Here is a 23,004-nt window from a genome sequence, read left to right as displayed (position 1 = left end):
TACATATTGGTTCTAATAAATTCTCATTTATTTAGTCAAAAACCAGTTCAATCTCTTCGCCATTTTTCTTCACAGAAGCTTCCTTCGTTTCAGCAGGTTGTTTCTCTTCTTCATCACGGAAGTTAACAAGCATCGTTCCGCCCGCAACAATGAGTGCCCCGAAGATACCTCCGGCAAGGTACGCAAGTGGTGTACCTACGGAGATTGCACCGTACAATCCACCGATTGGTGGCATGATGATGTGTGCGCCGAGCAACGCGGTTAATGCTGCACCTGATGCACAGGCAACCATGTTGACCAAAATCATTTTCGCAGGATTACGCAAAGTAAAGGGAATTGCTCCTTCTGTGATGCCGATGACACCCATAATAACAGCACCTTTACCCGCTTCCTGGTACGTTTTGGAGAAACGTTTCTTCATCAGCAATGTTGCTAAACCGTAGCCAAGTGGTGGAATACAGATCGCAATGTTGATAAACACATTGGGTAGATATACGCCAGACAGGAACAACGCGTTACCTGCCATCCAAGCGGCTTTGTTCACTGGTCCACCGAGATCGAATCCGATCATTGCACCCAGAATGATAGCAAGCACAACTGTATTGGTTCCGCTCTGACTCATGTTTTGTACCCATGTAATCAGATAATCATTAAGTGCGCCCAGTGGTCCGCCAAGAACAACGGCCATCAGGAAACCCGTCAGTCCCACAGTGATCAATGGCAAAATGATTAAGGGTACCGAACCCGCGGCTGGGCCTGTGATTTTAACTTTATTTTTGACCCACAGCGTGATATATCCGGCAAAGAAACCTGAAATGAGCGCGCCCAGGAAACCTGCATTTGTCTGTTGGGCCAATACCCCACCGATTAAACCAGCGGCCAGCGCCGGTTTGTCGGCAATTGAATAAGCAATGTAACCAGACAGTACAATGGTCAGTAGCCCGATACCACTCCAACCTACATTTTGGACCAGGTATAAAATATGCAAGAATCCGCTTCCATCTTTATATGGATCAAGGTCTGTTATGCCCATCGATAACGCGATGATCTTACAGATCGCTACAACCAGGGAACCCGCGATAATAACTGGCAGCAGGTAGGATATACCTGTCATGAGATGTGTTTTTGCTTCACCAAACCATTTTCTCATCTTACTCTCTCCTCATATGGAAGATAATTTAGGATTGTGCTTTTACCGCTTCTACTGCTTTGGTTAGCACCGCTTCAGCCTGACTAACCGCATGACCGATTTTGACACGAACGACCTTCTTATCCCCGAACCGCTCCATATCCTTTACCGTTTGATCCGAAGCGATGAGTACAAAATTAGCCGCTGCAATATCTTCCTCTGTCAGCTTGTTCACTTGACCCATCGCACCTTGCTGCTCAACTTTGATCTCGTAACCCAATTGCGCTGCCGCCTTCTCCAATGCTTTTGCTGCCATTGGCGTGTGGGCAAGTCCTGCGATACATGACGTTACACCTACGATTTTCATTATGACACCAGTCCTTCCGTATATTGATGAAGCAAGCCATATACATCTTCCGGCTTCGCCGCTGCTGCAATGCCCTCTTTGAATGAATCTTCGAGTAATAATGTAGCTAGTGAGGAAATAATCCTCAGATGAGATACGTCCACATGACCCTTCGGTACCAGTATGACAAAAATGTATTTCACAGGCTTCCCATCATGAGAATCCCAGTCAATCGGCTCGCTCAAACGAATCACCATTACCGCTGGACGAATCACCGCTTCGCTCTGCGTATGAGGAATTGCAAAGTGATCCTGCAACCCCGTGGAATAGACTTGTTCACGCTCCCACAAATCTGCTTCAAGCTGTTTACGGTTGCTCGTAATGTGATAACGTTCAGCTTCGGCGGAAATGAATTGAAATACATCCTCTTTGTTAGGCAATGATTGATCCAGATAAATCTGATCTGTTGTAATCATGATTCCTGTCTCTCCTCTCTCTATCCAACACGATAAGCGCTTACAAGATCATTGTAACGGATTGTTTGACCAGCTTGGATATACAAAATTTCCCCTTCGAACCGGAAAAACATTAGATTAACTCAAAAACCCCGAGTCCAGAAGGACTCAGGGAAGATAGCGAACTATTTTTAATTGAAGGGTGAATGATAACCCAGCATGTATTTGTTAACAGTATCTATGTCTGTTTCACATGCATCCAGATTTGTTTCACGAGCATTTCGTTAAAAATGTGCCTTCCGTTGCTTGATTCTTGAACGAACATAGTAGTACAAACATGTGAATAGGATAAGTCCCGCTCCACTCATTAACATGAATGTCAGATCGGCTCGAACCACCGTTCCAAACGCAACTGTAGATTGTAATTTCTCCACAGAAGCATAGCTGTTTACAATAGCCGGTTCATATTGATACGTTAGGATCATGCCTTGGATGATTTGCCAACAGATAATACCCACAGTTAACAACAGACTTACGATAATCGATTCAACCACCAGCCGTTTGTTCAATTTCATCGTTTAGTCCTCCTAAGGATTGTAGGATTGAGCGCTATTCCACAGTCAGTTCCTTCTGCATCACGTTGGAATAAATGTGCTTGACCACATCATCCGTAGTTAGATCATCGGTTACAATATGTTGTTCGAAGCGTGCATCCTGAAATGCCTCTAGACATTTAACCGCTTGTTGGTACGTCCACCCACCTAACTTATCGCCACGTTTGGCTAACCTCTCATGCAATGTATTCATTGAAGTCATTAGCGTAAAATGATACAGATTGCTGTCTAATTCACTAAGCCCACGATGAATATATTCGAAGCGTTCTGTATCATAGATTGTCATCGGCACAATTAAATGTTTATCATACTTATGCCTCAGTTCACGGGCTATGGTTACGGTAAGTATTTTCCATAGCTCCATATCCTGAAAATCGTCTGTGCGCTCTTCCTTCATTCTTACGTCCTCTGGAATCACCTTTCGCAGCATATAGCCAATCTCTTCAGGGTCAAAGATCATACTGTTTGGAATTAACGGCTGTAGCTGGTTCGCAGCAGACGTTTTGCCCGCGCCAAATGCTCCATTGATCATCACAATCACGTAAGTCCACTCCTCCGTATCACGCTCGTCGCGTATACATCTTAAGTTCGCTTCATTATTCAGATAAGAGCTGCTCCAACTGCTGCTTCAAACTGTCCATGTTGGCATCCACATACTGATAGAGCATTTCAAATACTTCTTCATTGTCAGATTGCATTAATAATCCTTCCGCTACATGCTGCACCTGTTGCATCACTTCATGAACCTGCTGTCCATGCACTTCCAAGGAATTCGTTACTTCCCCCTCTGACAACCCATTCACATTCTCTCTAAGCTGTGCAACACTCACTCCGTTCGCGGATAAAATGTCCTGAATGCTCTGCATAATCTCTGCATCCGTCCCATTACCAATTCGCTGTAACACTGCTGTCGTTTCACTTATAAATTGCCCACTTGAATTTTCTAAATATCCAGCTATTCCATTCATCGATAATTCCGTGTCTAGTTCAATAAGAAGGATCATTTCTCGTAAGATTTGCGGGATGTCTGGTCCACATTCTCTAATGGTAGCAAATTCAGCGCGGTATAGATCCATCGCTACGCTACCTACAACTTCTTCACCTGACATGGATTCAAGCTGATCCAAAGGTAATAATTGCTGTAATTCTTCTATTAATTGTTTCATTCTCTGCCTCCAATAATTCTCGATCTTTAACGAACAAATTAACATGATGACTTACCACTATGTGCTGACAGAATGCGCCGACACCTCATCCCATCATAGCAGAATATGCTATACAAGTTACTGCCGACAGAGTACCTGCCAGGATAAGAAGCTGATCCGCTTCATCGGTGCTTCATACAATTTACAAGAAAACGCAATAAGTTAACGTACCGTTGACTTCTGCATAATGAACGGTTGTTATGATCTTGGCATCAAGAGTCACGGGAGGGATGATCATGCGCCTGGCCTTGTTCACGGATACTTATGCTCCAGATACCAATGGCGTAGCCGCCACGCTCGCACGCTGGAGTACCCATATGCAGCGCAGAGGGATCAAACATCTGTTGTTCACTCCGAACTCCATTATCGAGAGCAATGATGATTTTCCGGTGCGGCCTGTTGCTAATATCCCTTTTTTCCTCTATCCCGAATGTCGAATTGCTCTTCCCAGCAGAACCTCCACCTACAAACAACTGCAGGCATTCCAGCCGGATCTGTTACATATCTCCACACCATTCAATATGGGACTGCTTGGCCTCCGTTATGCTCACAAAAACCATCTTCCCCATGTCGTATCCTATCATACCCACTTCGATCGTTACCTCGAATACTACAGATTAAAAAGCATGATTCCCCTCTACTGGAAGTATGTCCAATGGTTCCACCGCGGAGCCGATGCCACCTTTGCCCCTTCACTGGAGACTCTCGAATCGTTACACAAACAAGGCATTCAGCGATTAAAACAATGGTCGCGTGGAATTGATTGCAATCTATATACGCCGGATAAGCGAAATTCAGAATTCCGTATTCGTCACGGGATTACTGCTCCGCTCATTCTGCTCTACGTTGGACGAATCGCGCCTGAGAAGGATATCGGCACACTTACTATGGCGATGCAGCATTTACCAGCTGAGCTGCAATCGCGTATTCACTGGGTTATAGTTGGCGATGGGCCACTGCTCCCCAAAATGCGTCAACAAGCACCAGCAAATGTAACTTTCACTGGTTATCTTCATGGGGATGAGCTTGCTCATATGTATGCTTCGGCAGATCTATTTGTATTTCCTTCCTGTACAGAAACGTTCGGCAATGTCGTCCTGGAGGCCATGGCTTCGGGCTTGCCTGTATTAGCGGCTAATGCTGGAGGTGTACGGGATCTTGTTGCTGACCATCGTAGTGGCATTCTGTTTGAACCGGGTCGTGCAGATGCACTCATTCGTGAGATAGGTCTATGGGCAAACCATCCTGAGCAGCTTAAAGCCATGGGAATACATGGGCGAAAGCTTGCACAGCAGCGGTCATGGGAGAACATCTTCGACCAACTTATCGAAGACTATGAGAAGATTATTGAGCAGCGAAATCGTCGCTTCAAAACAACCTTTTCATCCGCATAGGACTCCCCCTCCAATCTGCCTGTGGCAGGTTTGCATTCAAACTCCTGACGCAGGTACAGATGGGGGGCTGTTTATAATTTATACACAAAAGCATCTTCTTCACTCTGTGTAACATCCTCTTTATTGCCAATGACACTCATATAATCCATCTCCAAGAAATAAGTAGCCTTGCTGAGGATATTATAAAAGAAAGGAACAAACTCCAATTCATGAAATACAAATACTTCTATTGATTTATCGTTGTTTCGATATGCTTCATATATGCGATGGTTCCCGTTAACACAATAAGGCTTATGATCAGTTAAATGTTGACTCTGGACTATCATTATAGGATTTTTATGATTTGGTCTTATTTTGTTCGGATCTCTATTGATGTTACCTAAGTCCACAGAACTCATGATACTTATTGGAGAAACTTTAACTGGTTCAATGTTGTTTTCCTGAATGAAAGAATTAGCTCCATCTATGTCTAAGGCATATTCAAATATCCCTGTTGGGAACTCTACGTATAATGAAAAAGTCTCTTGACCCGTCGGGTGAATGGCTGGGTAAGTTTCACGGGTTACTATTTGCTTTACAACTTCCGTCCATTTCATGGCAAGTGTAGCTCCATAACTACTTTTTTTCTCCATTTCTCTTATTCGTGAAATAAAGTGTTTGTATGGTTGGAACTTATGGAATTCTTCTTCATAAAATTTAATTTTACTCTCCATTTTCCCACCCCCTTGATTTAGGTTCTCATTCGGAAATCCAGAGTTCTACGCTCGTGCCTTGTGCGTTAAGCTTCGTCTTGCCCCCAATCGGGAAAGTACAATGTGGTGCGGTATGTCCAAAATCGACATCTGCAATAACCGGAATGTGCGTTAATTCCCGCTTGCTGCGTATAATTTTATCTAATAATTGAGGCGTCATTCCCGATGCTTTCTGGAATCTACCAATGACTAGCCCTCTCACTTGTTCGAACCCGGGCTGATGAATAAGTGATTGTAAATCACGATCGAATGTAGACGGATCAGCCATATAGTCGTCCTCAACGAACAGGACTGCCCCTGCTAGAGAAGGCATATATTCTGTGCCTTGAAGTAGATTCAGTGTACATAGATTCCCACCAATAATGGTGCCTTCTGCCTGTCCTTCGTTCAAAATCACCGGCCCTTGGTTCGTAATAAATTGACGGTTCTCTTGATCCCGATACCACGCATCATCACTCCATGCTTCAGAGGGTGTAACGTGAATTGAATCGGCCGATCCCATCATCATTTTCTCGAAAAACTCGACGGTGTATTCATTACCATGAAGTATAGCAAACGTCGAGAACGCAGGACCCGAATAGGTTATCAGCCCTGTCTTCGTATATATAGCGGTACTCAATGCAGTAATATCAGAATAGCCACAGAATCGCTTCGGATTGGCTTGAATAAGCGAATAATCGATATATTGCAACAACTGATTGGAGTTGAACCCACCGATGGTCGCCAGTATACCTTTGACTTGTGGATCAGCAAAGGCCGTGTGCAAATCTTGAATTCGCGATTCAATAGAAGACGAAGCAAAATCATCCATTTCATATGCGTTAGCTGAAAAAGAGACGATTAGCCCCAATGCCTCCAGTCGTTGTTTGGCAAGCTGGATATGCTGCTCATCTATGATGGAAAGACTTCTTGATGGGGAGATCACACGAACCTCGTCTCCTGGTTGCAGTTTAGGTGCAATCATAGGGAAAATTCCTCCTTATTTCTTTTTAGAAGATTCACATCATTCTACATGAAAATCCATAATTAGGATATCATCAGATGAGCTTAAATACCTTCAATGCATGCGTAATCCCATCCTCACTTGCTTTTCGCGTAACATAGTCTGCACTTAACTTAATGCGTTCTCCTCCGTTCCCCATCGCAACGCCAAGACCAACATACTCCAACAGATCGATATCATTCTCTCCATCTCCAAACGCCATCGCCTCTTCTCGGGAAATGTTTAGAAACGTGAGTACTTTCTCAGCAGCGGATGACTTGCATACTACATTCTCTTCTAACACATTGGATACATACTCATGGAAACGTACGAAATTCAGGGATGGAAACTGCCTATGATATACTCCGCTTCCGCTTGATCTGCATATAAACAGAGACAATAAATTTCACGCTCAAGCGAAGGTAGAGTGTCAGGGTAATCCATAATGCCCAAGGTATCTTGTAATGCATTTGTGATACGCTTATTTGTTTCATATTTACCGTTCATAGCAAACGACTCTGTGAAATAGGAAACACCGTGACCATTCTCCTGTGCGAATTCGCTAAACGTTCTTACCATGTCTGGAGATAGTACAGACTTATGGATCACTTGTTCTCCACTCTTAATGAGGGCACCATTGGCTGAAATGATCGTATCAATGCCCATTCTCCTGAATTCCTCGCATAAACTATAGGGTCTGCCTGTTACCAGAACAACTTGGATTCCTCTGTGATGTAGCTCTTGAATTGCTCTCTCTGTACGAGGGGATATCGTTCGATCAAGTTCATTTAACAGGGTTCCGTCTATATCCATAAATACAATTTTAATCATTTCCTGAATGTGCTTTTTCTTGTCCACCAAAGAAACCTCCTAATATTTGCAAATGTACTGTAACATAATTGACATTGCCCCGTTGTCTTAAGAGAAGGAGGAGGAAACTTGAAATGAGGAGTGATCTATATGCCGAACTATTCAAGCAGTACCAATCCTCCCTGCATCTCTATCTCTACCGTATGTGTGGATCTCAGGAGACGGCTGAGGAGTTAGTTCAAGAAACATTTTACAGAGCTATGGTATCTATGAAAGCCGAACATGCAAGCTACGCCAGAGCGTGGTTGTATAAAGTCGCTAGACACTTATTTATCGATTGGTATCGTAAACAACGTGGAGAAATGCAACTGAATCGAGAACTGGAACAGCAAGGCGCAGAAAATACATACCGTTCTCCAGAGGAAGTGCTTAACGCTCGTGAACGAACCATTCGTATTCAACAGGTGATGAAGAAGCTTCCTGAACAGTATCGAACCATATTGTTACTACGAGAAATGAACGAGTTATCTTACAAGGAGCTATGCGAAATTCTGGATATGAATATGAACCAGGTCAAGGTCACCCTTTTTCGTGCCAGAGAACGATTCAAAGCAGAGATGCTTCAAATGAAAGGAGACAATTGAGAATGTCTAATCACACAGAACATGATGAGCAGCGTGTCCTTCAAGAAGAAGATTTCGAGAATCTTCATCCAGAATGGGGTCAAAAACAGTTCAAACGCATGGTATGGAAGACGAGATGGAAATTTTTCCTTAACGCAGGAGGTGCTCTATTTCTCGTATTTATCGTCTACCACATCTATGTATCATCACTACACATCTACTTCGATCAATCAAAAGTACGCAATGACTTCCTACGTTCCATCGTATCAGTTGTAGAGATGCACGGTGATGGGCTGCGTGTAGAAAAACCGTTTCATGGAGCTTTTGAGGTTAGTCCGTTTCTAACACAAAAAGCGAATCTGAAAATATATCGACAAGTAGGCTCATGGGAAGTAATCACTGGAGAGATTGAAGCGGAACTAAGTATCAGCGGCAAATTGAGCTATACGATTACCAATACAGGAGCATATATGAACGGCAACAATACAGGGCCATTCTTCCTCCCATACTCGCTTGTATCTGACCAGACTGTTCCCACCACTGATTCGAGTGATAGTAATCATATGAACAGGCTTGCTAAAATTGATGATGGGCATGTTGCAGAGCTATCCCTGTCCGTGAAAAATCTAATCTCTCCAGAACAACTCATGAAGCTTCTCGCCAATTACGATGTTGGGGTAACCGCGATGTCAATCTATGCAGGTGAATTGAAGGAGTTAGATATCTCCTATTCACGCTCGGGTATGTACGACTATATGACGCCTCATCTCACGCTCAAACCTCTTACCTTATTCGGAGAAACTGGTTCTAGTTGGTATGCCTATTTTGCACCAGACGAGGCAGAACAGATGCAAGAGCAAGTTCAAGCGATGATGTCTGATCTGGAGTGGATGACTAATAACGTACAATACAATGGTTCAGATATAGATCAACAGCGTCTTGCCTATTTGAAAAAGAATGGCGTGCAAGTCTATGGTGCTGTCGTTACAGGTCCTGTACGTGAGTTGGAGAAGATAACAAAGCTGCCGGAATTTCATCAATTCCAACTAAATCGCGTAGAGATATGGAATTGGAATTAAGATTCCGATTGCTTATTTAAATTACATTATAAAAGAAGAGATGATTCCTCTGTTGATAAGCTGGGATCCTCTCTTCTTTTTCGTATATTATGTTGCTGCAAAATCCTTTACGTCACACAGCCAGATCATATGGTCTGTACCTTCTCCCCAGTGATCTTGTAACACGGTGTGAGGCGTACCGAATTTCCGTTTCCATCGCTGTTGGGCATTCTTATAACCACTATCCAGACAAAACTTTTCTAGACCACGCCGCTGAAGTTCACCGATTAACGCCTGAATTAGAGCAGAACCGATCCCCTGACCTTGTAGCTCAGGTAGAATGTACAACGTACCCAGTTCACCGATATCTGCCAGTTCCTGATTGGTGCCCTTACGAATGATCTCACCACAAGGCGCAAAGGAAATCGTCCCAACGACTGTATCTTCCCTCTTCGCTAGGAGAAAGAACATCGTTTCATCCTGATTATGGCTTTGTTGCAAGACTACTTGGAGCAGTCTTTTTTTGTCATTCACTTCATCCCAAAACTCATCATGTAGAGTGTCCAAACCTTCGTCCTGAAACGCACCTCGAATGGCTGTCTCAAATACAAGATTGGCGCCGTCCACATCTGATGCCGTTAAGGGATGAATGGTAATCCGGTGATTCATACGTCTAATTCTCTCCGTTTCAATTCAACATTCACTCGTTCAGCTTGCAGCTGTTCAAATAACTGCGCTAGGTCTGTATGAAGCGCTGGCTGCTCTTGAACAAGCAAATCAATGTAGGCTGAACCCGTTTCATAGAAAACAAGCCGACTAAACGGTTTCTCTGTTCCCACGTGATTCTGTTGCAATTCGAACTTTGCTCGGATTAAGTTCTCGATATATCGAGCGTAGCCTTCATTCCACTCCAGCCAGTTCCAGAATTCACCGGCTTCGATACTAAGCGAGCTGAACAACTGTGTTCTAATCTCTCTTACCTGCTGGATGTCCTTATGCTTTAGTGCAAGGATAAGCTCGTCCATGATGCCAACAATCGTCTCATCGTCATACGGAAACTCATAATCAATTTCCCAGCTTACCCGTTTTCGCTGCTCCATCGTGCTTTTAATACCAATGCGTCCGCCAACCTGCTCTCTGTATTGTTCATACACATAGCAATGAACAAATTCATGAAACAGATAGACCTTCTGTTCAAAGCTTTGAAACACCGCATCGGTAACAACTGCACATACGCGCCAATCCATATGAGATACGGGAAACGCTGCCATACATTCTTCTGGAATGTTCATGTCATCTGGAACGGTTTTGACCCATTCATACTGCTGTGTATTTATAGAATAATCGTAGATATATAGAAGAGATTCGTAGGCTACAACCACCGGATAATACTCTGCAAACATGGGGTGTATGCTTACCAGATCTTTCTGAATCACCTGTAGCTCATTAATTTGTTCCAAAAAGGTATCCATATCATTAACCTCTCTTAAATGGAGTGATAATGCAATCATACCAATAATAGATCAACAAAACACTGAGAGAAAAATGATAATTCTATTTCTATTGCCGATCCCCGCGCTTCTCGCTTAGATAAATATCGAGTGCCTTGATTCCCCGATGTCCAAGTCTAATAAATACAATAAGACCATATAGAACAAGCCCAGCAACTGCGAAATAATATAACATGACCAAAGATGTAATAAAGTCAAAACTCATCATAGTACCTCCTGCTAAAATATAAATTAAATCGTAGTGTTATATATTAGCACATTTTTCCTAATCAGGCATTTTGATATATCCTGTATTCTGTAATACATATGCTGTAATCGGATTGATCTCTGGAATCGGTTGGGATAGATCAAAGTAACGTAGTTCCAATCCCTCATCGTCCATAATGCGGGGTTCCCCTTCTACGTCCAATGCTTCATATACAGCCATCACATTATATATCTCGTCACCGTGTGGATATCGATAATACATGTCCTGTCCTGAAAAAACAGTAATGAGTCGATACGCTCCCGCTCTTAGGCCTGCTTCCTCGTACAATTCACGTGCTGCTGTTTCCTCCAAGGATTCACCCAGCTCCATTGAACCTCCAATCGTTCCCCAATCCAGACTGTCGGTGCGTTTCTGCAAAAGCAAATGTCCCTGTTCGTTAAACACCAGCACACAGGAGCCTGTCAAAATTAGTGGTCGCGAGCCCAATAGTGTCCTTAGTTCCGTGATATATCCCATAAATCTCCTCATTCCTCCAAACTCAAACTACATTTATTCCGAGGTTAGTTGTGGCGCTGACTTCGCTAAAATCCCTTGATCGACAGAATCCTGAACAATCTCTTGTACGTATGCCCACAGCGTCTCGGAACCTCTCTCGACTTCACGGTTTCGATTCAATACCTGTTCACTGGTGATGTTGTTCTTCACCCAGGTATCTCCCTCATTCTGATGATTATGTATGACTGGTTGCATACGATCCAGTGATGAAGCAAATGCAGCTTCTGGCGTTTCTTTTGCTTCAAACTCTAACCAAAGATTAATTAATTCTTCTGCTTGAGCATGGGGTAAAATTCCAAATAATCGTTTGGCGGCCTTCATTTCCCGCTCATATTTATCCGTATAACCTACCGTATCATAAGCAAATGTATCTCCCGCATCGATCTCTACCAGATCGTGAACCAGTAACATCTTTAACACTTTAAGCAGATCCACATCCTGATTCGCGTGACCTTGTAAGATCAAGGCCATCATTGCGAGATGCCAGGAATGCTCTGCATCATTTTCGCGTCGATTACCATGAATAATTCGGGTCTGTCGTTCAATCGTCTTCAATTTATCAATCTCAATCAGAAATTGCATTTGCTGTTGTAACAATTCATTCATGTCCATTCCCCTTCACATAACAAAATAACGATACGCCCAATTTTGACGATAATGGATACCAATATACGCTGTAATCAAAATCGAAAACCATTCCTACACGTTCAGCCAATCGAACCGAACCTGTATTATCCGGACTACAATCCCAATACGGCTGAAGACCCTCACGCCTGCACGCTTCTACAAAAGCTTTTGCTACAACAGCAGCATAGCCCCTGTTCCTATACGCCTCCACAGTTTCAATATCAATAGCATGTGTCTGTCCTGCAACAAATCCTGAGAGACAGATACTCATAATTTCATTGTTCTGTTCATGAACTAACATATAACCGAAACCATGCTGTAAAAAGTCATCAACTGTATTCCAAAAGTAAGTAATCTTGTCCTCCAGAAAGGATGAATTAGCGAACTTGAGATCATGTATAAGCGCAGAATCTACTCTCACAAGTTGGACGGCCTTCCCATCTAGATGTTGAACATCTGCATCGGTCTCTTCAATGCCTCCCACACGTTCTGTTCCTTGTGGAGAATGGAATCGATATACATGCTGATTATCACTGGAGAGTTCTCGCTTACCTGCCATATTACGCAGTATCCCTTCCCAGCGGCCATCCTGTACGCCAATTTCCACGGAATCGAGTGTTAAATCTACTAATTCAGGTTCAATATACGTTGTCATAAATGCAGATAGTTCCTTCGCAAAAGATTCACTCTGCGGATCTCCGATCAGTTGAAAGCCTCTTTGCCCCTGAATCCACACGAGAGCAGCCTTGATATCGCAAATATCATCAACATAAATGCGACCCGGATTAAAGCCGGACACTATAGCCCGTACCTCAAGTGTGCTATGAGTGTCGATAATATGATTCACCTTATGGAAATCCTGCCGTTGAAGTTCAGTAATCATCTCTATACCTCCAATCCTTCCTTCACGATGTTGAGGAAATAGGTTTGATGATCCGGATGGCATGCAATGAGGTAGGGTTCAGGATGGCTTTTCTCAAAAAGCTTTCCTTCAAAGTTCATAACGACCGCCCCTGCTTCTTGAGCCATAAGTAGCCCTGAATAAAGATCGTCCCCTTCCGAGTTATAGAGGATAATGCCATCGATATGCCCTTTGGCGAGCATACACCACTGTAGTGTCGGTGCCCACAGTCTCATCATCCGTTTGAAACGAACATCCACATGCTGACGTAAGTTAACCGCTTGCATTTCATTCTGCACTTGATGGCCTTGAATCCAGCCGATTGTACCTCTATGAATATCTTCTCTCTTGCTTACGGCTAACTTGACCTGATTACAATATGCTCCTTTTCCTTTTGAAGCCACATACAAACGATCCACCAAACGCTCGTAAATCACTCCAAGGACTGGAAACTTGCCCTGCCATACGAATCACTTTCTCTGCCAACGTTTGAGCTACATACAAGGTCTGTTCGATGTTCTCACTCCGTTCCAAGGTTGGAATTCAAGTGTACTTACAAAACTAATTAATTCACTCAAATAAAGTAGAAGGACGATCGAACAATTCCTTATACTTTATATTCATAGATCCGTGTCTCCTCATCATCTAGCAAATAACCTTTGCCGATATGAGTCCAGTTATTTTTCTCATAGTAGTCGGTTAGATCTGTGCAGAGGTACAGCTTGTCGTAACCTTTAGTCTGCACTTCACGAATCGCATGGTTCTGTAGTTGTTCGCCAAGCTTCTTCCCTCGGTATTCAGGCTCTACATAGAGACAGGCAAACCACGGAAATAGATCCTGCCTACTGTTCAGATCACTACGTAATAACGCGTACCCTCCAATAATCCGTTCCCCATCCAACATCACATAAAATCGAGGCACATCACTCTCCGTTTTAACCGAACGCTCCATGCAATCTCGATAGAAATAAAAGCTCGTTTCTGTTCCCCACTGCTTCCAGAAATACTGCACAGCATCTTGTACCCGTTCTGGCTTCTGTCTAATGTCAACGATCTCAAACATCCCCCACCACTCCTTACTTTTCTTGTTTCGTTGCCTTCATGTTGTTAGACTCCTTCTACACCTGTGTCTGCAAAAAATTCACTCTTGAGGATCGAGAAGAAGTACTGATCAACATATTGATCATTCCAGAATAATTCTTCTCTGAAGATACCTTCCCGCTTCATACCCACCTTCTCCATCAGAAGGGCTGACCGTTTATTTTGTGCATTGCACATCCCAACCACTTTGTGAGCCTGCACTTCTGCAAAAGCAAATTGAAGCAACAAACGAATGGCTTCGTTCGCATAACCTCGGCCAGTATATTCCGGCAGCATACCGAACCCTAATTCCCAGCTCTTCCGAAAATCAACATAGCTCCATATCTGCACAAGTCCAATCGGCGTGTTCTCGGCATCATCTACACATCTAATGATAAAATCGTAAGCATATCGATCTACATTTGTAGGAAATTGTTCTCGATACTTCTCCCTTACCTTCTCTGCATCTGACTCTACACTCTCTTCGTACACCCAGATGCTCGGATCACACTCCAGCCTACACAGAAAATCAAGATCTTCCTCCGTTGCTTGCGTAATCCGCACATGCTTACCTATGTATTCCATAACGCCCTCCATCGCATTCTACTATCTAGCTGATACGCCCTCAGCAAATCCATCCATAAATCCGAAAATAAACGCTGGCCCCATTGTGATTAGCATCAAGGTAAGACCTACTACCCCCCACCCAAATAAAACTTTGCTTTTTCTTCGTTTCCCAATAATCAGTAGTAGTGCAGTCACTACGATGACACTTAGTGCATAAACTGACATAATCGAACCTCCATAATCAAAATCGTAATATGTACAAGTTACATATCCCTATTAGCGGAACATGCAACTAACTTGCTAGACTTAATCAATCCCAGCAAACTTCCAACGAGCAGAGTCTCCCTCGTCCTTGATTTTAGTGAACACATACATACTCAGCGATTCTCTTCCATCATCTCTAACTTCTTCGAGGAAAACCAGCCCTTCGTACAATGTTCGTTGCTCTTTAATGGTAAGATCACTCGTGAACATAACGTTCTTTATCTTATAACTTGGTATGCTAGAAACTCCTGATTGTTCTTGGAACAACTGTAGATACTGCTGTTCATCCTCTTCCCATAAATAACGTATCCGAGCGTTGATTAGTTGTATAATTTCAAGTTCGTCGCCTGAATAGTTCGTTTCATCCAAATACACAGGTTCTTCTTCTACCGGCGCAACAACGACTTCACTCGATGATTCGTTCTCGGTAGTGATCTGTTCTGTTTCATTATTGGTCGCTCGCTTTGAGCTTGATTCTCGCACACGTTCACTTGTAGATTGATCTTGACAGGCAGTTATTACGAGAACAACGAGTACCAGTAAAAGCACACTTACCTTCCGCATCTCTCGACTCCCCCTTTTATAATATGGAAAAACCAAATTACCAAGAGCACTTCCCTAACTATGGAACACACGTTACGACCGGATGTATGAGAAACTTCGCTGTTCATTATTTCGTTGCTATTGTTAAATTTTCTCTATAGTACATCATAACCCATAATGTGGAATTTGCCGAATATCTATACGATCCTGCCATATATGGCTTAACAAAAATACGCCACGATGCATGATGTAAAATCATAGCATGGGCGTATGGTAGTCAACTCTCTTTTTTAGTTTCATAACTAGGAAATAATAAAATTTACTCACTCGTCATTGATCCATTTTATGACCAGGACAGATTAAGATCGATCAAATAGCATTTTCAGAATACCGAACGCCTTGATATTGATATCGTTACCTTCAGCATCCGTATAATGCTTGTCATAAATGGTATAGATTCCAGCATGCTGGATAGTACCCCTACGGTTTTCAATCTTCTGATCCACACCATTCTTGGACATCACATACTCTCTACCCATCTCGGGAGAACTCGTATAACGAATACCATGTTCCTCCGCCAACCACTGGTCATAATCTGCTTCATTGGGATTCGTAAACACTAAAATTAAAATGGCGAATAGAACAACAAGGATAACGTTTCTACCTTTTTTATTCATGTAACCTCCTTACCTACTTCAGTATCCGATTTAATTCTTCCACTTTTTTCTTGTTATCCATTTTAGCATAAAAATAAAAAGCAAGGATATGCAGCACAATGGATAGTAACCACATTCCAGGGAACCAAGGTGCGATCACATCAAACATATCTGGTGAATATAACCAAACCATCGCCATTCCACCGAGTATGTTCACTGTAGATGTAATGACAATATTCCATACCGGCTTGAGAGTAAAATAGTTCCATAATGCATCATACATAACCCCGAATATTAGCGCTGCAATAACAGCAATTCCAGCAACATTCCATAGATAAGTCAACCGAATGGAATGGTTCGGATCAAAAACCGTTAACAGAAGCGTCACCCATAACGAAGTCAATGTGAATACTTGAAAGAACGATTGGCGTAGTTGTTGTATCATACTAATTTCCCCCTGAATTGTTTGATGTAATACCGACTGACATAATAGCTGGAGCCGTCCACAAGCTCGACTTGAATTCTGGCCTGCTGGGTTGCTGCGAATGTTTGAATACAAGCTGTGTTAATAATCGTTTGATTATTAATTCTGACAAAATGCTGATCACGTAGATCCTCTTCCACAAATTTTAAGCGTTTGGGGAGCAAGTAGTGCTCACCTGTAATCAGACGTACACTGCACAACCGATCTTCGGATTGGATGACAGCGATCGAACTGAGCTTAATCTGCACATTGCGGTTGTTTTTAGCATTGATGACCACCATCTTGGTATCCATTTGATGAATAGCTTCTCGGATCGAATCCCAGTGCTGTTGTTCCTCTGGATGTGTAACAATCTTGGCTGTACCTCGATCAAGCAATGAACTGATCTCAAATATAAGCTTCACGTAAATGTCCCTCCTCTTACGACTCATCATACATGCCAAACTAAGCTATACCTACGGTTCGGCGTTTTGTTGCAAGAACTTGCAGGTTTGTTGCACTTTGCTTCCTCTCTATATCAAAAAAGGCCACTCTACAGAGCAGCCTCTTAATCCTCATTCTCATCAAAAACATAACGACGATCCATAAAGTTCATGCTTTTAGCTATCTCATCAACCTTACTAGCAGACACGCCATCCTTAATTAACTTGCCAGAAGTATCGTGTACACGGACGTTGGTCCACATCAACTCCAGTTGTTTGGCTCTCCGATCTGCACTGGCTCGATCCTCATATGACCAACGAACGCGATGCCTGATGTGCTCGGGAATCCACTGAGACCTGAACTTCTTAAGTTTCTTGTATGAGATATACTTCTCAATGAGCTTGCCACCTTTGGCCATTCCATAAACCTTAGGACTCTCAGCCATGCCATGACAATATAAAATAAACACCTTGGCACCAGTTCGGAGCTGGTTGTCTATAATCACGTTAGCAATGACAGCGTACATGATCTCCTCCTCATGTCATCTTCATTAGTATTCTGAAATCCAACGTTCACCTCGTTAGTTCTGAACATATCTCTCTATTTGAGTGAATCCACTCTGTGGAAATTCTCCACTCCAGCGCTTTTTATACTCATCAAGTCCTAAATCTTTCATTTTCTTTAGTTCTCTATACATTAATTTATATAACCGTACCATCGGGACTTCTTCTGACATTAAACGGCGTCCCTCATGGACTGCTTCTGAGCTAAAGTTATCACTCATTTCATACACTTCAAATCGAACTCGGCTAGCCGATTGCTTCTTAATCCAGAATCGATATTCCCCTGGCTCTGTCTGTATCGTAATTTCTACATCGTCTGCTCCCTTTCTCAGGGCAATAAGTTTATCTACTAGATCACGAATGGCATCCGTAAGAAATGAAGCCGGGATCTCGATACGTTCACCAGATGTCGGTGTGATGAAGATATCCAGCCAACCATGGGGTTCTAAATTCATGACGATATCCATCTTCCCTCCCCCTATCGCATTTTATAATGAAAAATAAACTGGAGAACTTGCCCTTTCATCATTCGTCTACCTGTATCCACGAACCCTGCTTTGAGATATAACTTCTGGGCAGGGATGTTACCCTCATTCACGGCCAGTATGATCTCATTCACATCTGGAACAAGCTGTTGCACAAATGACGGCAAAGCTTGCATAGCTTCAAGGCCATATCCTTTCCCCTGATATTCGGTTGAGATCGATAACGCCCGGATCAGAAGACTTGTCTCACGATCAACGTGTTCATCTGCATATTCAGAGTATCGGTGCAAAATAAAAAAGCCAACTACCGTATCTTCATGCAAAATAACGATGGGGTATTTATTTTCATTCTGAATCGCTTCCTCAATCACTTCTACAGGCATTGCGGTAAAGCGAAACTGTTCACCTGTGAGAGAAAAATTCGCTAATGCATCATCGTACTGCCGATCATACCGTGTGAGACGGATTGAATTCTTCATATTCCGAATCAGCGCTCCTTTATCTGACTTCTATGCGTTTAGTGAATTAGCTGATAGATGAGTGTGCCTATGTTTTTGCCTAACGTATAGATTAGATTAATTGCGATAGCAGATAATATAACTGCCGATGCCCTTGGATATTTGCGCATTAGATCAGTAATTTCCGTTATGTATTTCGTCATGTTATTATTCGTCCTCTCATTTCATAATTCCCGATTGCTGATATAGCTCCCTAATCTCATTGGCTGTATTCGTGATAAACTCATTCACTAGACTTAACGATATAACGCTTGGATCTTCTATTGGTTCATGTTCCGGTGTCTTGAGAAATTGCCATTTCTCATCTCGATACCGATAGACTTCATGCTCTCGTAGACCACCTAAGTCGAAGGCTTGACCTACTTTCAGCTTATCTATCCATTCGTTGGCACCATCCTGCTGTAGAATAAGGAATTCCAGCTTCGTGACATCCTTGGTATAGATCTTTCTCCCGTCTGGAAGAGTCTCATATGGCGGATAGATATTGAACGTCCAGACCCGATCTGTGTAAATATGCGCAATATAACCACACAAGTAGTCCATAAATCGTATATCCTGCATCGCTTGTTGTCTGTTCATCTCAAAATAATCCTTCAGTTGCTCGTCAGTAACAAATACATGTTCTTCAATCATCAAGTGTGTTTTGGCTTTGTCAGCTCTAGTGATATTGCTTCTAACATGAATCGAATCTGGTGCAATACTGCCTAATAGAAATTCAGGTGATGGATTCGCTACTAGACGAGATGCAACGGCAAAATGAACCATCGGCCAAGGCATAGGACCACTCCTTTGTTTTTAAATTATACCATCTGAACAATGATATATCTTAAGCTATATTTCTCGGTTTCCGTCTCACTACTGGGGATCTCTTCATCTAATAGTCCCGTTTCAATAACTCGCATCCCAGCAAAATGCTGAATTAGGTCCTGTTCTGTAAAGAAATGAGCTGCTTTTCCCTCTTTATATTCATATGTATTGTCCTCCAGCACGCTTCCACGCCCATTGCGTTGATCCTGATCTGAGAAACATGTGAAATACATGATGCCTTGATCACGTAATTGTTTCATACTATTGTGAATCAGTTTCATCCGATCTTCCATTAGAAACAGATGTAGCACATTGTAGCAGTATATTGCATCCCATTTATTCTCTAAATTGAACGGTTCTAAAATAGAACATTCTATCACTCGGGTCTTCTCATCCCAGCCCTTCGACATTTCAATTGCTGACTTAGAGAACTCCAGACCCACAACTGAAAAGTGGCAAGACAAATGTCGGGTATTGCGACCATAGCCCGATCCGGGTACTAACACCGTTTGAACGTTATAGCTTGCGAATACGTCCATCGCATGATTAACCGTTCGGCTTGGCTCTTCCCCCCACACCATCTCTTTGCTCTCAAATCTTTTGTCCCAGTATACTTTCATTATTAATCATTTCCCCCTTTCTTGGAGTTGCAGATCACACAACCCAAACAGGACAGATACACATCATGTTGTGCACACTTAGGATAACCTACAGGGATTGTCGGTTCGTAATCATCTTCTTCATCAAGCGTAGTCCATTCTATATATTGTTGTTCATCGACATGACTCTGGTCGAACGCCTGCATCATAGCGGCGAAATGATCAAGTGTCACATGGCACCAATCTTCGCTAGGCTCATAGTCTAACATCTGCCACTGAGTTTTCTTTCTCGCCCCATCAATCATCCGCAACATAAACTGCTTCATAGGTTCAAGATCATGTTCTAACCAGGGCATTTCGTCCAGATCGAATCCGACTGTTCCACGTCCAATGATATTTTGATCTCGCTGTGCCAACCAGATGACAAATTCCTTCTCCCGATCTGTCTCCGCGATATGAGAACCACTGAGGACTAGAATCTCGATAAAAACAGAAGTTCCAGTATTGGTCATTCGCAACGATTCAACCAGATGTGCTGCCGTTCGGGGCATTGCTATTTCATTCATGCTATCCCGTCCTCCTCGGGTCTATTTCAGTTCATGTTGACTCATAATAAATTGCTGAATCTCCATTGCATACTTCTTCTTTTGTTCATATCTTGGGAAGTGACCACTTTCTTCAATAGTAACGTAAGTTCTTTTCTCCCCGCCTTGAAGAAAACAATCCACTTGATGGTCAGTTGTTACCAGATCCCTTGATTCATAATATACGTAGTTATCTTAATCACCTGATCACTTTTTTCTTCATCATAACCCATGAAATGGAAAATGCGAAGAGACTCTATCCTCAACGTTTCCTACAAATGGAGAGTTCAGTAAGTCTGTCTTACACAAAAATCCCTCTAATGCAGCAGTTGAATGTTGTTTCAAACTGCCTACTTTAGAGGGAAGAATTCTATTTCATTTAAGTTAGAATGTAACCTTAGACCATATTTATTTCGCGTTCAGTTTCCCATTCTTCAAATAGAGTACCCGATCACAGAGCGATAGGATGCGCTCATCATGAGTTACCATCACAGCACTTTTGCGTTGCTCTTTCGCTTGCTTCGCAATCAGGCTAACGACATCATGCCCTCGCGCTGCATCTAGACTAGCTGTTGGCTCATCGGCGAGTAGAACTGCTGGATCATTCATTAAGGCTCGCGCAATGGCAACACGCTGACGCTCCCCACCTGACAACTTGTCTGGATATGCGGTTCTCCTTGCTGATAAGCCCAGCGTATCAAGTAATGCGGCTGCCCGCTTAGAAGCTTCACTCTTATCCACTCCCGCCAGCTTGGCGACCAAAATCAATTGTTCTTCAACTTTCAGATACGGAATTAAGTTAGCACTTTGAAAAATGAATCCAATGTTCCGAAGTCGAATATCTGCAATGTCCTTCGAAGCTTTACCCGTAATCGACTTTCCATCTAGCAATACCTGCCCCTGCTGGGGTTCCAGAAGAGCACCAGCGATGGATAGGAATGTACTCTTACCTGAACCAGATGGCCCCATAATCGCAACCAATTCCCCTTCGGCAACCTCAAGATCTAAGTCATTCAGTATTACTCGCTCACTTCCACCATCTTCAAAGGTTCGTCTAATTCCCTGCAGTACTAGTCTATTTCTCATGCTGCCGTCCTCCCAATCGCATCCAAGGCATCAATCTTGGCTACTTTCCATACCGAAAATAACGAACCTGCCAGCGACATAACGACAAAGGAGACACACGTCAAGACCAGCGTAGAAAAACCTAATTGGAAGGGCATGGTTGCTGGTAAAATGGACTCAAAAGCTTGAACCAGAAGCACACTTATTAACAAACTACCGACAGATAAAACCAATACCTGTAGTGCCACACTTTTTGCCAAATAAGCAGTACCTGTGCCAATGGCTTTTAGAATGCCGAATTGACTCGTTTTCTGAATCGTAATCACATAGAAAAATACTGCCAGAACAAAGGCAGAGATAACAAATAAAAAGGCAATCATCATCACTAGTGAGCCCTGCTCTTCTTTGTAACCGGGGATAGCCGATATAGCTTCAGATTTTGTAATCACTTCTGTTCCGGGCATAGCTTTCACGACGTTCTCAATCTGATCCGCCGAAGAGCCCTTCATCGCTATGGCATTGTACACGATGCTCTCTGCTGCATTATCAGCACCTGAAGATGTAGACGATCTTGCCTGTAATTTAAGCCAATCCTGGTCATTCAAGAACACAACCGGAGAATGACTAAAGGACTCATTTTCCACAAATCCACTCACCGTCCATTGCATACCCGAAGCTTGATCCTCAATCATGCTTCCTAGCTGAACCCCTGACTCAGACAACTTCCGGTCAACCATCACTTGTCCCACCTGCTGCTCTGAAATAGAAGACCCTTCGCTGACGGTTGGCGATAACCAACCATCGGGATTCACCATGAACAAGGTCACATCAACCTTCTTCGTATCTCCTGCTGGAATGACGGTCGTCATCTTCACACCAAGTGGCTCTGCATTACTCTCACCTACGGTAAGGCGAGCTTGATCCAGTTGGTTCTTGTCCAGTTGAGACCTGGTAAACCGATGATTCGAATTCTGCTCCAACACAAAATGAGTTGCCGTCATATTCTTAACAGAAGCTGCATTATCATATGCCAGCCCCTGTGCAAGACCGGTGACAAACAAAACCAGAAAGGCAACAAGCACCATAATCGTAGCAATTAAGGCATACCGCCCTTTAGCAAATCTCATTTCTCGAATAGCCAAATACATTCTGCTTCCCTCCTTCGTTATGACCTCAGTATAGGAAGCGAAAATGAA

At 43.0% G+C, this 23,004-nt stretch carries 33 protein-coding genes and 2 pseudogenes; 3 read left to right on the top strand and 32 right to left on the bottom strand.

The window, feature by feature from the left end; genetic code table 11:
- Window positions 1-31 precede the first annotated feature (31 nt).
- From M3636_RS12590 to M3636_RS12565, 6 genes are all read right to left on the bottom strand, one after another.
- Window positions 32-1,150 (bottom strand): PTS fructose transporter subunit IIC, encoded by a 1,119-nt coding sequence (locus tag M3636_RS12590; RefSeq protein WP_239292607.1) that lies wholly within the window; start codon window positions 1,148-1,150, stop codon window positions 32-34.
- 28 nt (window positions 1,151-1,178) lie between these two features.
- The gene (locus tag M3636_RS12585) at window positions 1,179-1,496 is read right to left on the bottom strand and encodes a PTS fructose transporter subunit IIB (RefSeq protein ID WP_251382772.1); all 318 of its coding nucleotides are present in this window, start codon (window positions 1,494-1,496) and stop codon (window positions 1,179-1,181) included.
- Window positions 1,496-1,951, bottom strand: coding sequence for a PTS sugar transporter subunit IIA (locus tag M3636_RS12580; RefSeq protein ID WP_251382771.1), 456 nt, complete (start codon window positions 1,949-1,951; stop codon window positions 1,496-1,498). The genes M3636_RS12585 and M3636_RS12580 overlap by 1 nt, the downstream gene beginning before the upstream one ends.
- 263 nt (window positions 1,952-2,214) lie before the next feature.
- The gene (locus M3636_RS12575; RefSeq protein WP_251382770.1) at window positions 2,215-2,505 is read right to left on the bottom strand and encodes a hypothetical protein; all 291 of its coding nucleotides are present in this window, start codon (window positions 2,503-2,505) and stop codon (window positions 2,215-2,217) included.
- Between the two features lie 34 nt (window positions 2,506-2,539).
- A complete protein-coding gene (locus M3636_RS12570; RefSeq protein ID WP_251383067.1) occupies window positions 2,540-3,076 on the bottom strand; it encodes an AAA family ATPase in 537 nt (178 codons plus the stop codon).
- Between the two features lie 64 nt (window positions 3,077-3,140).
- The gene (locus M3636_RS12565; protein WP_251382769.1) at window positions 3,141-3,710 is read right to left on the bottom strand and encodes a DMP19 family protein; all 570 of its coding nucleotides are present in this window, start codon (window positions 3,708-3,710) and stop codon (window positions 3,141-3,143) included.
- 275 nt (window positions 3,711-3,985) lie between these two features.
- On the opposite strand from M3636_RS12565, the gene M3636_RS12560 reads away from it, so the two are divergent.
- Complete coding sequence (locus tag M3636_RS12560) at window positions 3,986-5,143, top strand: glycosyltransferase family 4 protein (protein ID WP_251382768.1); 1,158 nt, start codon at window positions 3,986-3,988, stop codon at window positions 5,141-5,143.
- A 71-nt stretch (window positions 5,144-5,214) separates the two neighbouring features.
- Here the strand turns inward: M3636_RS12560 and M3636_RS12555 are convergent, their stop codons facing one another.
- The 3 genes and pseudogenes from M3636_RS12555 to M3636_RS12545 form a co-directional block, all read right to left on the bottom strand.
- Window positions 5,215-5,856 (bottom strand): hypothetical protein, encoded by a 642-nt coding sequence (locus tag M3636_RS12555; RefSeq protein WP_251382767.1) that lies wholly within the window; start codon window positions 5,854-5,856, stop codon window positions 5,215-5,217.
- A 25-nt stretch (window positions 5,857-5,881) separates the two neighbouring features.
- Window positions 5,882-6,859, bottom strand: a complete 978-nt coding sequence (locus M3636_RS12550) for a S66 family peptidase (protein WP_251382766.1) — start codon at window positions 6,857-6,859, stop codon at window positions 5,882-5,884.
- 73 nt (window positions 6,860-6,932) lie between these two features.
- Window positions 6,933-7,708: pseudogene (locus M3636_RS12545) on the bottom strand (Cof-type HAD-IIB family hydrolase).
- Between the two features lie 113 nt (window positions 7,709-7,821).
- On the opposite strand from M3636_RS12545, the gene M3636_RS12540 reads away from it, so the two are divergent.
- Both M3636_RS12540 and M3636_RS12535 read left to right on the top strand, forming a co-directional pair.
- Window positions 7,822-8,331, top strand: coding sequence for an RNA polymerase sigma factor (locus M3636_RS12540; protein ID WP_251382765.1), 510 nt, complete (start codon window positions 7,822-7,824; stop codon window positions 8,329-8,331).
- Between the two features lie 2 nt (window positions 8,332-8,333).
- The gene (locus M3636_RS12535; RefSeq protein ID WP_251382764.1) at window positions 8,334-9,389 is read left to right on the top strand and encodes an anti sigma factor C-terminal domain-containing protein; all 1,056 of its coding nucleotides are present in this window, start codon (window positions 8,334-8,336) and stop codon (window positions 9,387-9,389) included.
- An 87-nt stretch (window positions 9,390-9,476) separates the two neighbouring features.
- Here the strand turns inward: M3636_RS12535 and M3636_RS12530 are convergent, their stop codons facing one another.
- The 23 genes and pseudogenes from M3636_RS12530 to M3636_RS12420 form a co-directional block, all read right to left on the bottom strand.
- Complete coding sequence (locus M3636_RS12530) at window positions 9,477-10,037, bottom strand: GNAT family N-acetyltransferase (RefSeq protein ID WP_251382763.1); 561 nt, start codon at window positions 10,035-10,037, stop codon at window positions 9,477-9,479.
- Window positions 10,034-10,840 carry a hypothetical protein gene (locus M3636_RS12525; RefSeq protein ID WP_251382762.1) on the bottom strand — a complete coding sequence of 269 codons (807 nt, stop codon included), beginning with the start codon at window positions 10,838-10,840 and terminating at the stop codon, window positions 10,034-10,036. Before M3636_RS12525 ends, M3636_RS12530 begins: the two co-directional genes overlap by 4 nt.
- Window positions 10,841-10,928: 88 nt before the next feature.
- Entirely contained in the window at window positions 10,929-11,084 is a 156-nt protein-coding gene (locus M3636_RS12520; protein ID WP_186323504.1) for a hypothetical protein, read from the bottom strand.
- A gap of 60 nt (window positions 11,085-11,144) precedes the next feature.
- Entirely contained in the window at window positions 11,145-11,603 is a 459-nt protein-coding gene (locus M3636_RS12515) for an NUDIX hydrolase (protein WP_251382761.1), read from the bottom strand.
- A 33-nt stretch (window positions 11,604-11,636) separates the two neighbouring features.
- On the bottom strand, window positions 11,637-12,248 hold the full coding sequence (locus M3636_RS12510) for an HD domain-containing protein (RefSeq protein WP_251382760.1): 612 nt from the start codon (window positions 12,246-12,248) through the stop codon (window positions 11,637-11,639).
- The gene (locus M3636_RS12505; RefSeq protein WP_251382759.1) at window positions 12,241-13,152 is read right to left on the bottom strand and encodes a GNAT family N-acetyltransferase; all 912 of its coding nucleotides are present in this window, start codon (window positions 13,150-13,152) and stop codon (window positions 12,241-12,243) included. Before M3636_RS12505 ends, M3636_RS12510 begins: the two co-directional genes overlap by 8 nt.
- Window positions 13,153-13,154: 2 nt before the next feature.
- Window positions 13,155-13,613: pseudogene (locus M3636_RS12500) on the bottom strand (inositol monophosphatase family protein); the annotation flags it as partial.
- Between the two features lie 164 nt (window positions 13,614-13,777).
- On the bottom strand, window positions 13,778-14,233 hold the full coding sequence (locus M3636_RS12495; RefSeq protein WP_251382757.1) for a GNAT family N-acetyltransferase: 456 nt from the start codon (window positions 14,231-14,233) through the stop codon (window positions 13,778-13,780).
- A gap of 44 nt (window positions 14,234-14,277) precedes the next feature.
- Window positions 14,278-14,835: a GNAT family N-acetyltransferase gene (locus M3636_RS12490; protein ID WP_251382756.1), complete on the bottom strand. Its 558-nt coding sequence runs from the start codon at window positions 14,833-14,835 to the stop codon at window positions 14,278-14,280.
- 21 nt (window positions 14,836-14,856) lie between these two features.
- A complete protein-coding gene (locus M3636_RS12485) occupies window positions 14,857-15,042 on the bottom strand; it encodes a hypothetical protein (protein WP_251382755.1) in 186 nt (61 codons plus the stop codon).
- An 81-nt stretch (window positions 15,043-15,123) separates the two neighbouring features.
- The gene (locus M3636_RS12480; RefSeq protein WP_251382754.1) at window positions 15,124-15,645 is read right to left on the bottom strand and encodes a hypothetical protein; all 522 of its coding nucleotides are present in this window, start codon (window positions 15,643-15,645) and stop codon (window positions 15,124-15,126) included.
- Window positions 15,646-15,983: 338 nt separating this feature from the next.
- On the bottom strand, window positions 15,984-16,301 hold the full coding sequence (locus M3636_RS12475; protein WP_251382753.1) for a hypothetical protein: 318 nt from the start codon (window positions 16,299-16,301) through the stop codon (window positions 15,984-15,986).
- A gap of 13 nt (window positions 16,302-16,314) precedes the next feature.
- Window positions 16,315-16,725 carry a hypothetical protein gene (locus M3636_RS12470; RefSeq protein WP_128100985.1) on the bottom strand — a complete coding sequence of 137 codons (411 nt, stop codon included), beginning with the start codon at window positions 16,723-16,725 and terminating at the stop codon, window positions 16,315-16,317.
- Window positions 16,722-17,168 carry a LytTR family DNA-binding domain-containing protein gene (locus M3636_RS12465; RefSeq protein WP_251382752.1) on the bottom strand — a complete coding sequence of 149 codons (447 nt, stop codon included), beginning with the start codon at window positions 17,166-17,168 and terminating at the stop codon, window positions 16,722-16,724. The genes M3636_RS12470 and M3636_RS12465 overlap by 4 nt, the downstream gene beginning before the upstream one ends.
- 143 nt (window positions 17,169-17,311) lie before the next feature.
- On the bottom strand, window positions 17,312-17,713 hold the full coding sequence (locus tag M3636_RS12460; RefSeq protein WP_251382751.1) for a hypothetical protein: 402 nt from the start codon (window positions 17,711-17,713) through the stop codon (window positions 17,312-17,314).
- Between the two features lie 54 nt (window positions 17,714-17,767).
- A complete protein-coding gene (locus tag M3636_RS12455; protein ID WP_251382750.1) occupies window positions 17,768-18,217 on the bottom strand; it encodes a hypothetical protein in 450 nt (149 codons plus the stop codon).
- Between the two features lie 11 nt (window positions 18,218-18,228).
- The gene (locus M3636_RS12450; protein ID WP_251382749.1) at window positions 18,229-18,714 is read right to left on the bottom strand and encodes a GNAT family N-acetyltransferase; all 486 of its coding nucleotides are present in this window, start codon (window positions 18,712-18,714) and stop codon (window positions 18,229-18,231) included.
- A gap of 38 nt (window positions 18,715-18,752) precedes the next feature.
- Entirely contained in the window at window positions 18,753-18,896 is a 144-nt protein-coding gene (locus M3636_RS12445) for a hypothetical protein (RefSeq protein ID WP_164848647.1), read from the bottom strand.
- 16 nt (window positions 18,897-18,912) lie between these two features.
- Window positions 18,913-19,530: a zinc dependent phospholipase C family protein gene (locus M3636_RS12440; RefSeq protein ID WP_251382748.1), complete on the bottom strand. Its 618-nt coding sequence runs from the start codon at window positions 19,528-19,530 to the stop codon at window positions 18,913-18,915.
- Window positions 19,531-19,553: 23 nt separating this feature from the next.
- Window positions 19,554-20,180: a class I SAM-dependent methyltransferase gene (locus M3636_RS12435; protein ID WP_251382747.1), complete on the bottom strand. Its 627-nt coding sequence runs from the start codon at window positions 20,178-20,180 to the stop codon at window positions 19,554-19,556.
- Between the two features lie 2 nt (window positions 20,181-20,182).
- Window positions 20,183-20,725 (bottom strand): hypothetical protein, encoded by a 543-nt coding sequence (locus M3636_RS12430; protein ID WP_251382746.1) that lies wholly within the window; start codon window positions 20,723-20,725, stop codon window positions 20,183-20,185.
- A gap of 426 nt (window positions 20,726-21,151) precedes the next feature.
- The gene (locus M3636_RS12425) at window positions 21,152-21,829 is read right to left on the bottom strand and encodes an ABC transporter ATP-binding protein (protein WP_251382745.1); all 678 of its coding nucleotides are present in this window, start codon (window positions 21,827-21,829) and stop codon (window positions 21,152-21,154) included.
- Window positions 21,826-22,956 (bottom strand): ABC transporter permease, encoded by a 1,131-nt coding sequence (locus tag M3636_RS12420; RefSeq protein ID WP_251382744.1) that lies wholly within the window; start codon window positions 22,954-22,956, stop codon window positions 21,826-21,828. Before M3636_RS12420 ends, M3636_RS12425 begins: the two co-directional genes overlap by 4 nt.
- Window positions 22,957-23,004 lie beyond the last annotated feature (48 nt).

Origin of the sequence: Paenibacillus sp. MER 99-2 (assembly GCF_023714095.1) — a bacterium.
GTDB lineage: Bacteria > Bacillota > Bacilli > Paenibacillales > Paenibacillaceae > Paenibacillus.
Note: the sequence above shows the minus strand (reverse complement) of the source record. Positions and strands in the feature narration are given on the sequence as shown.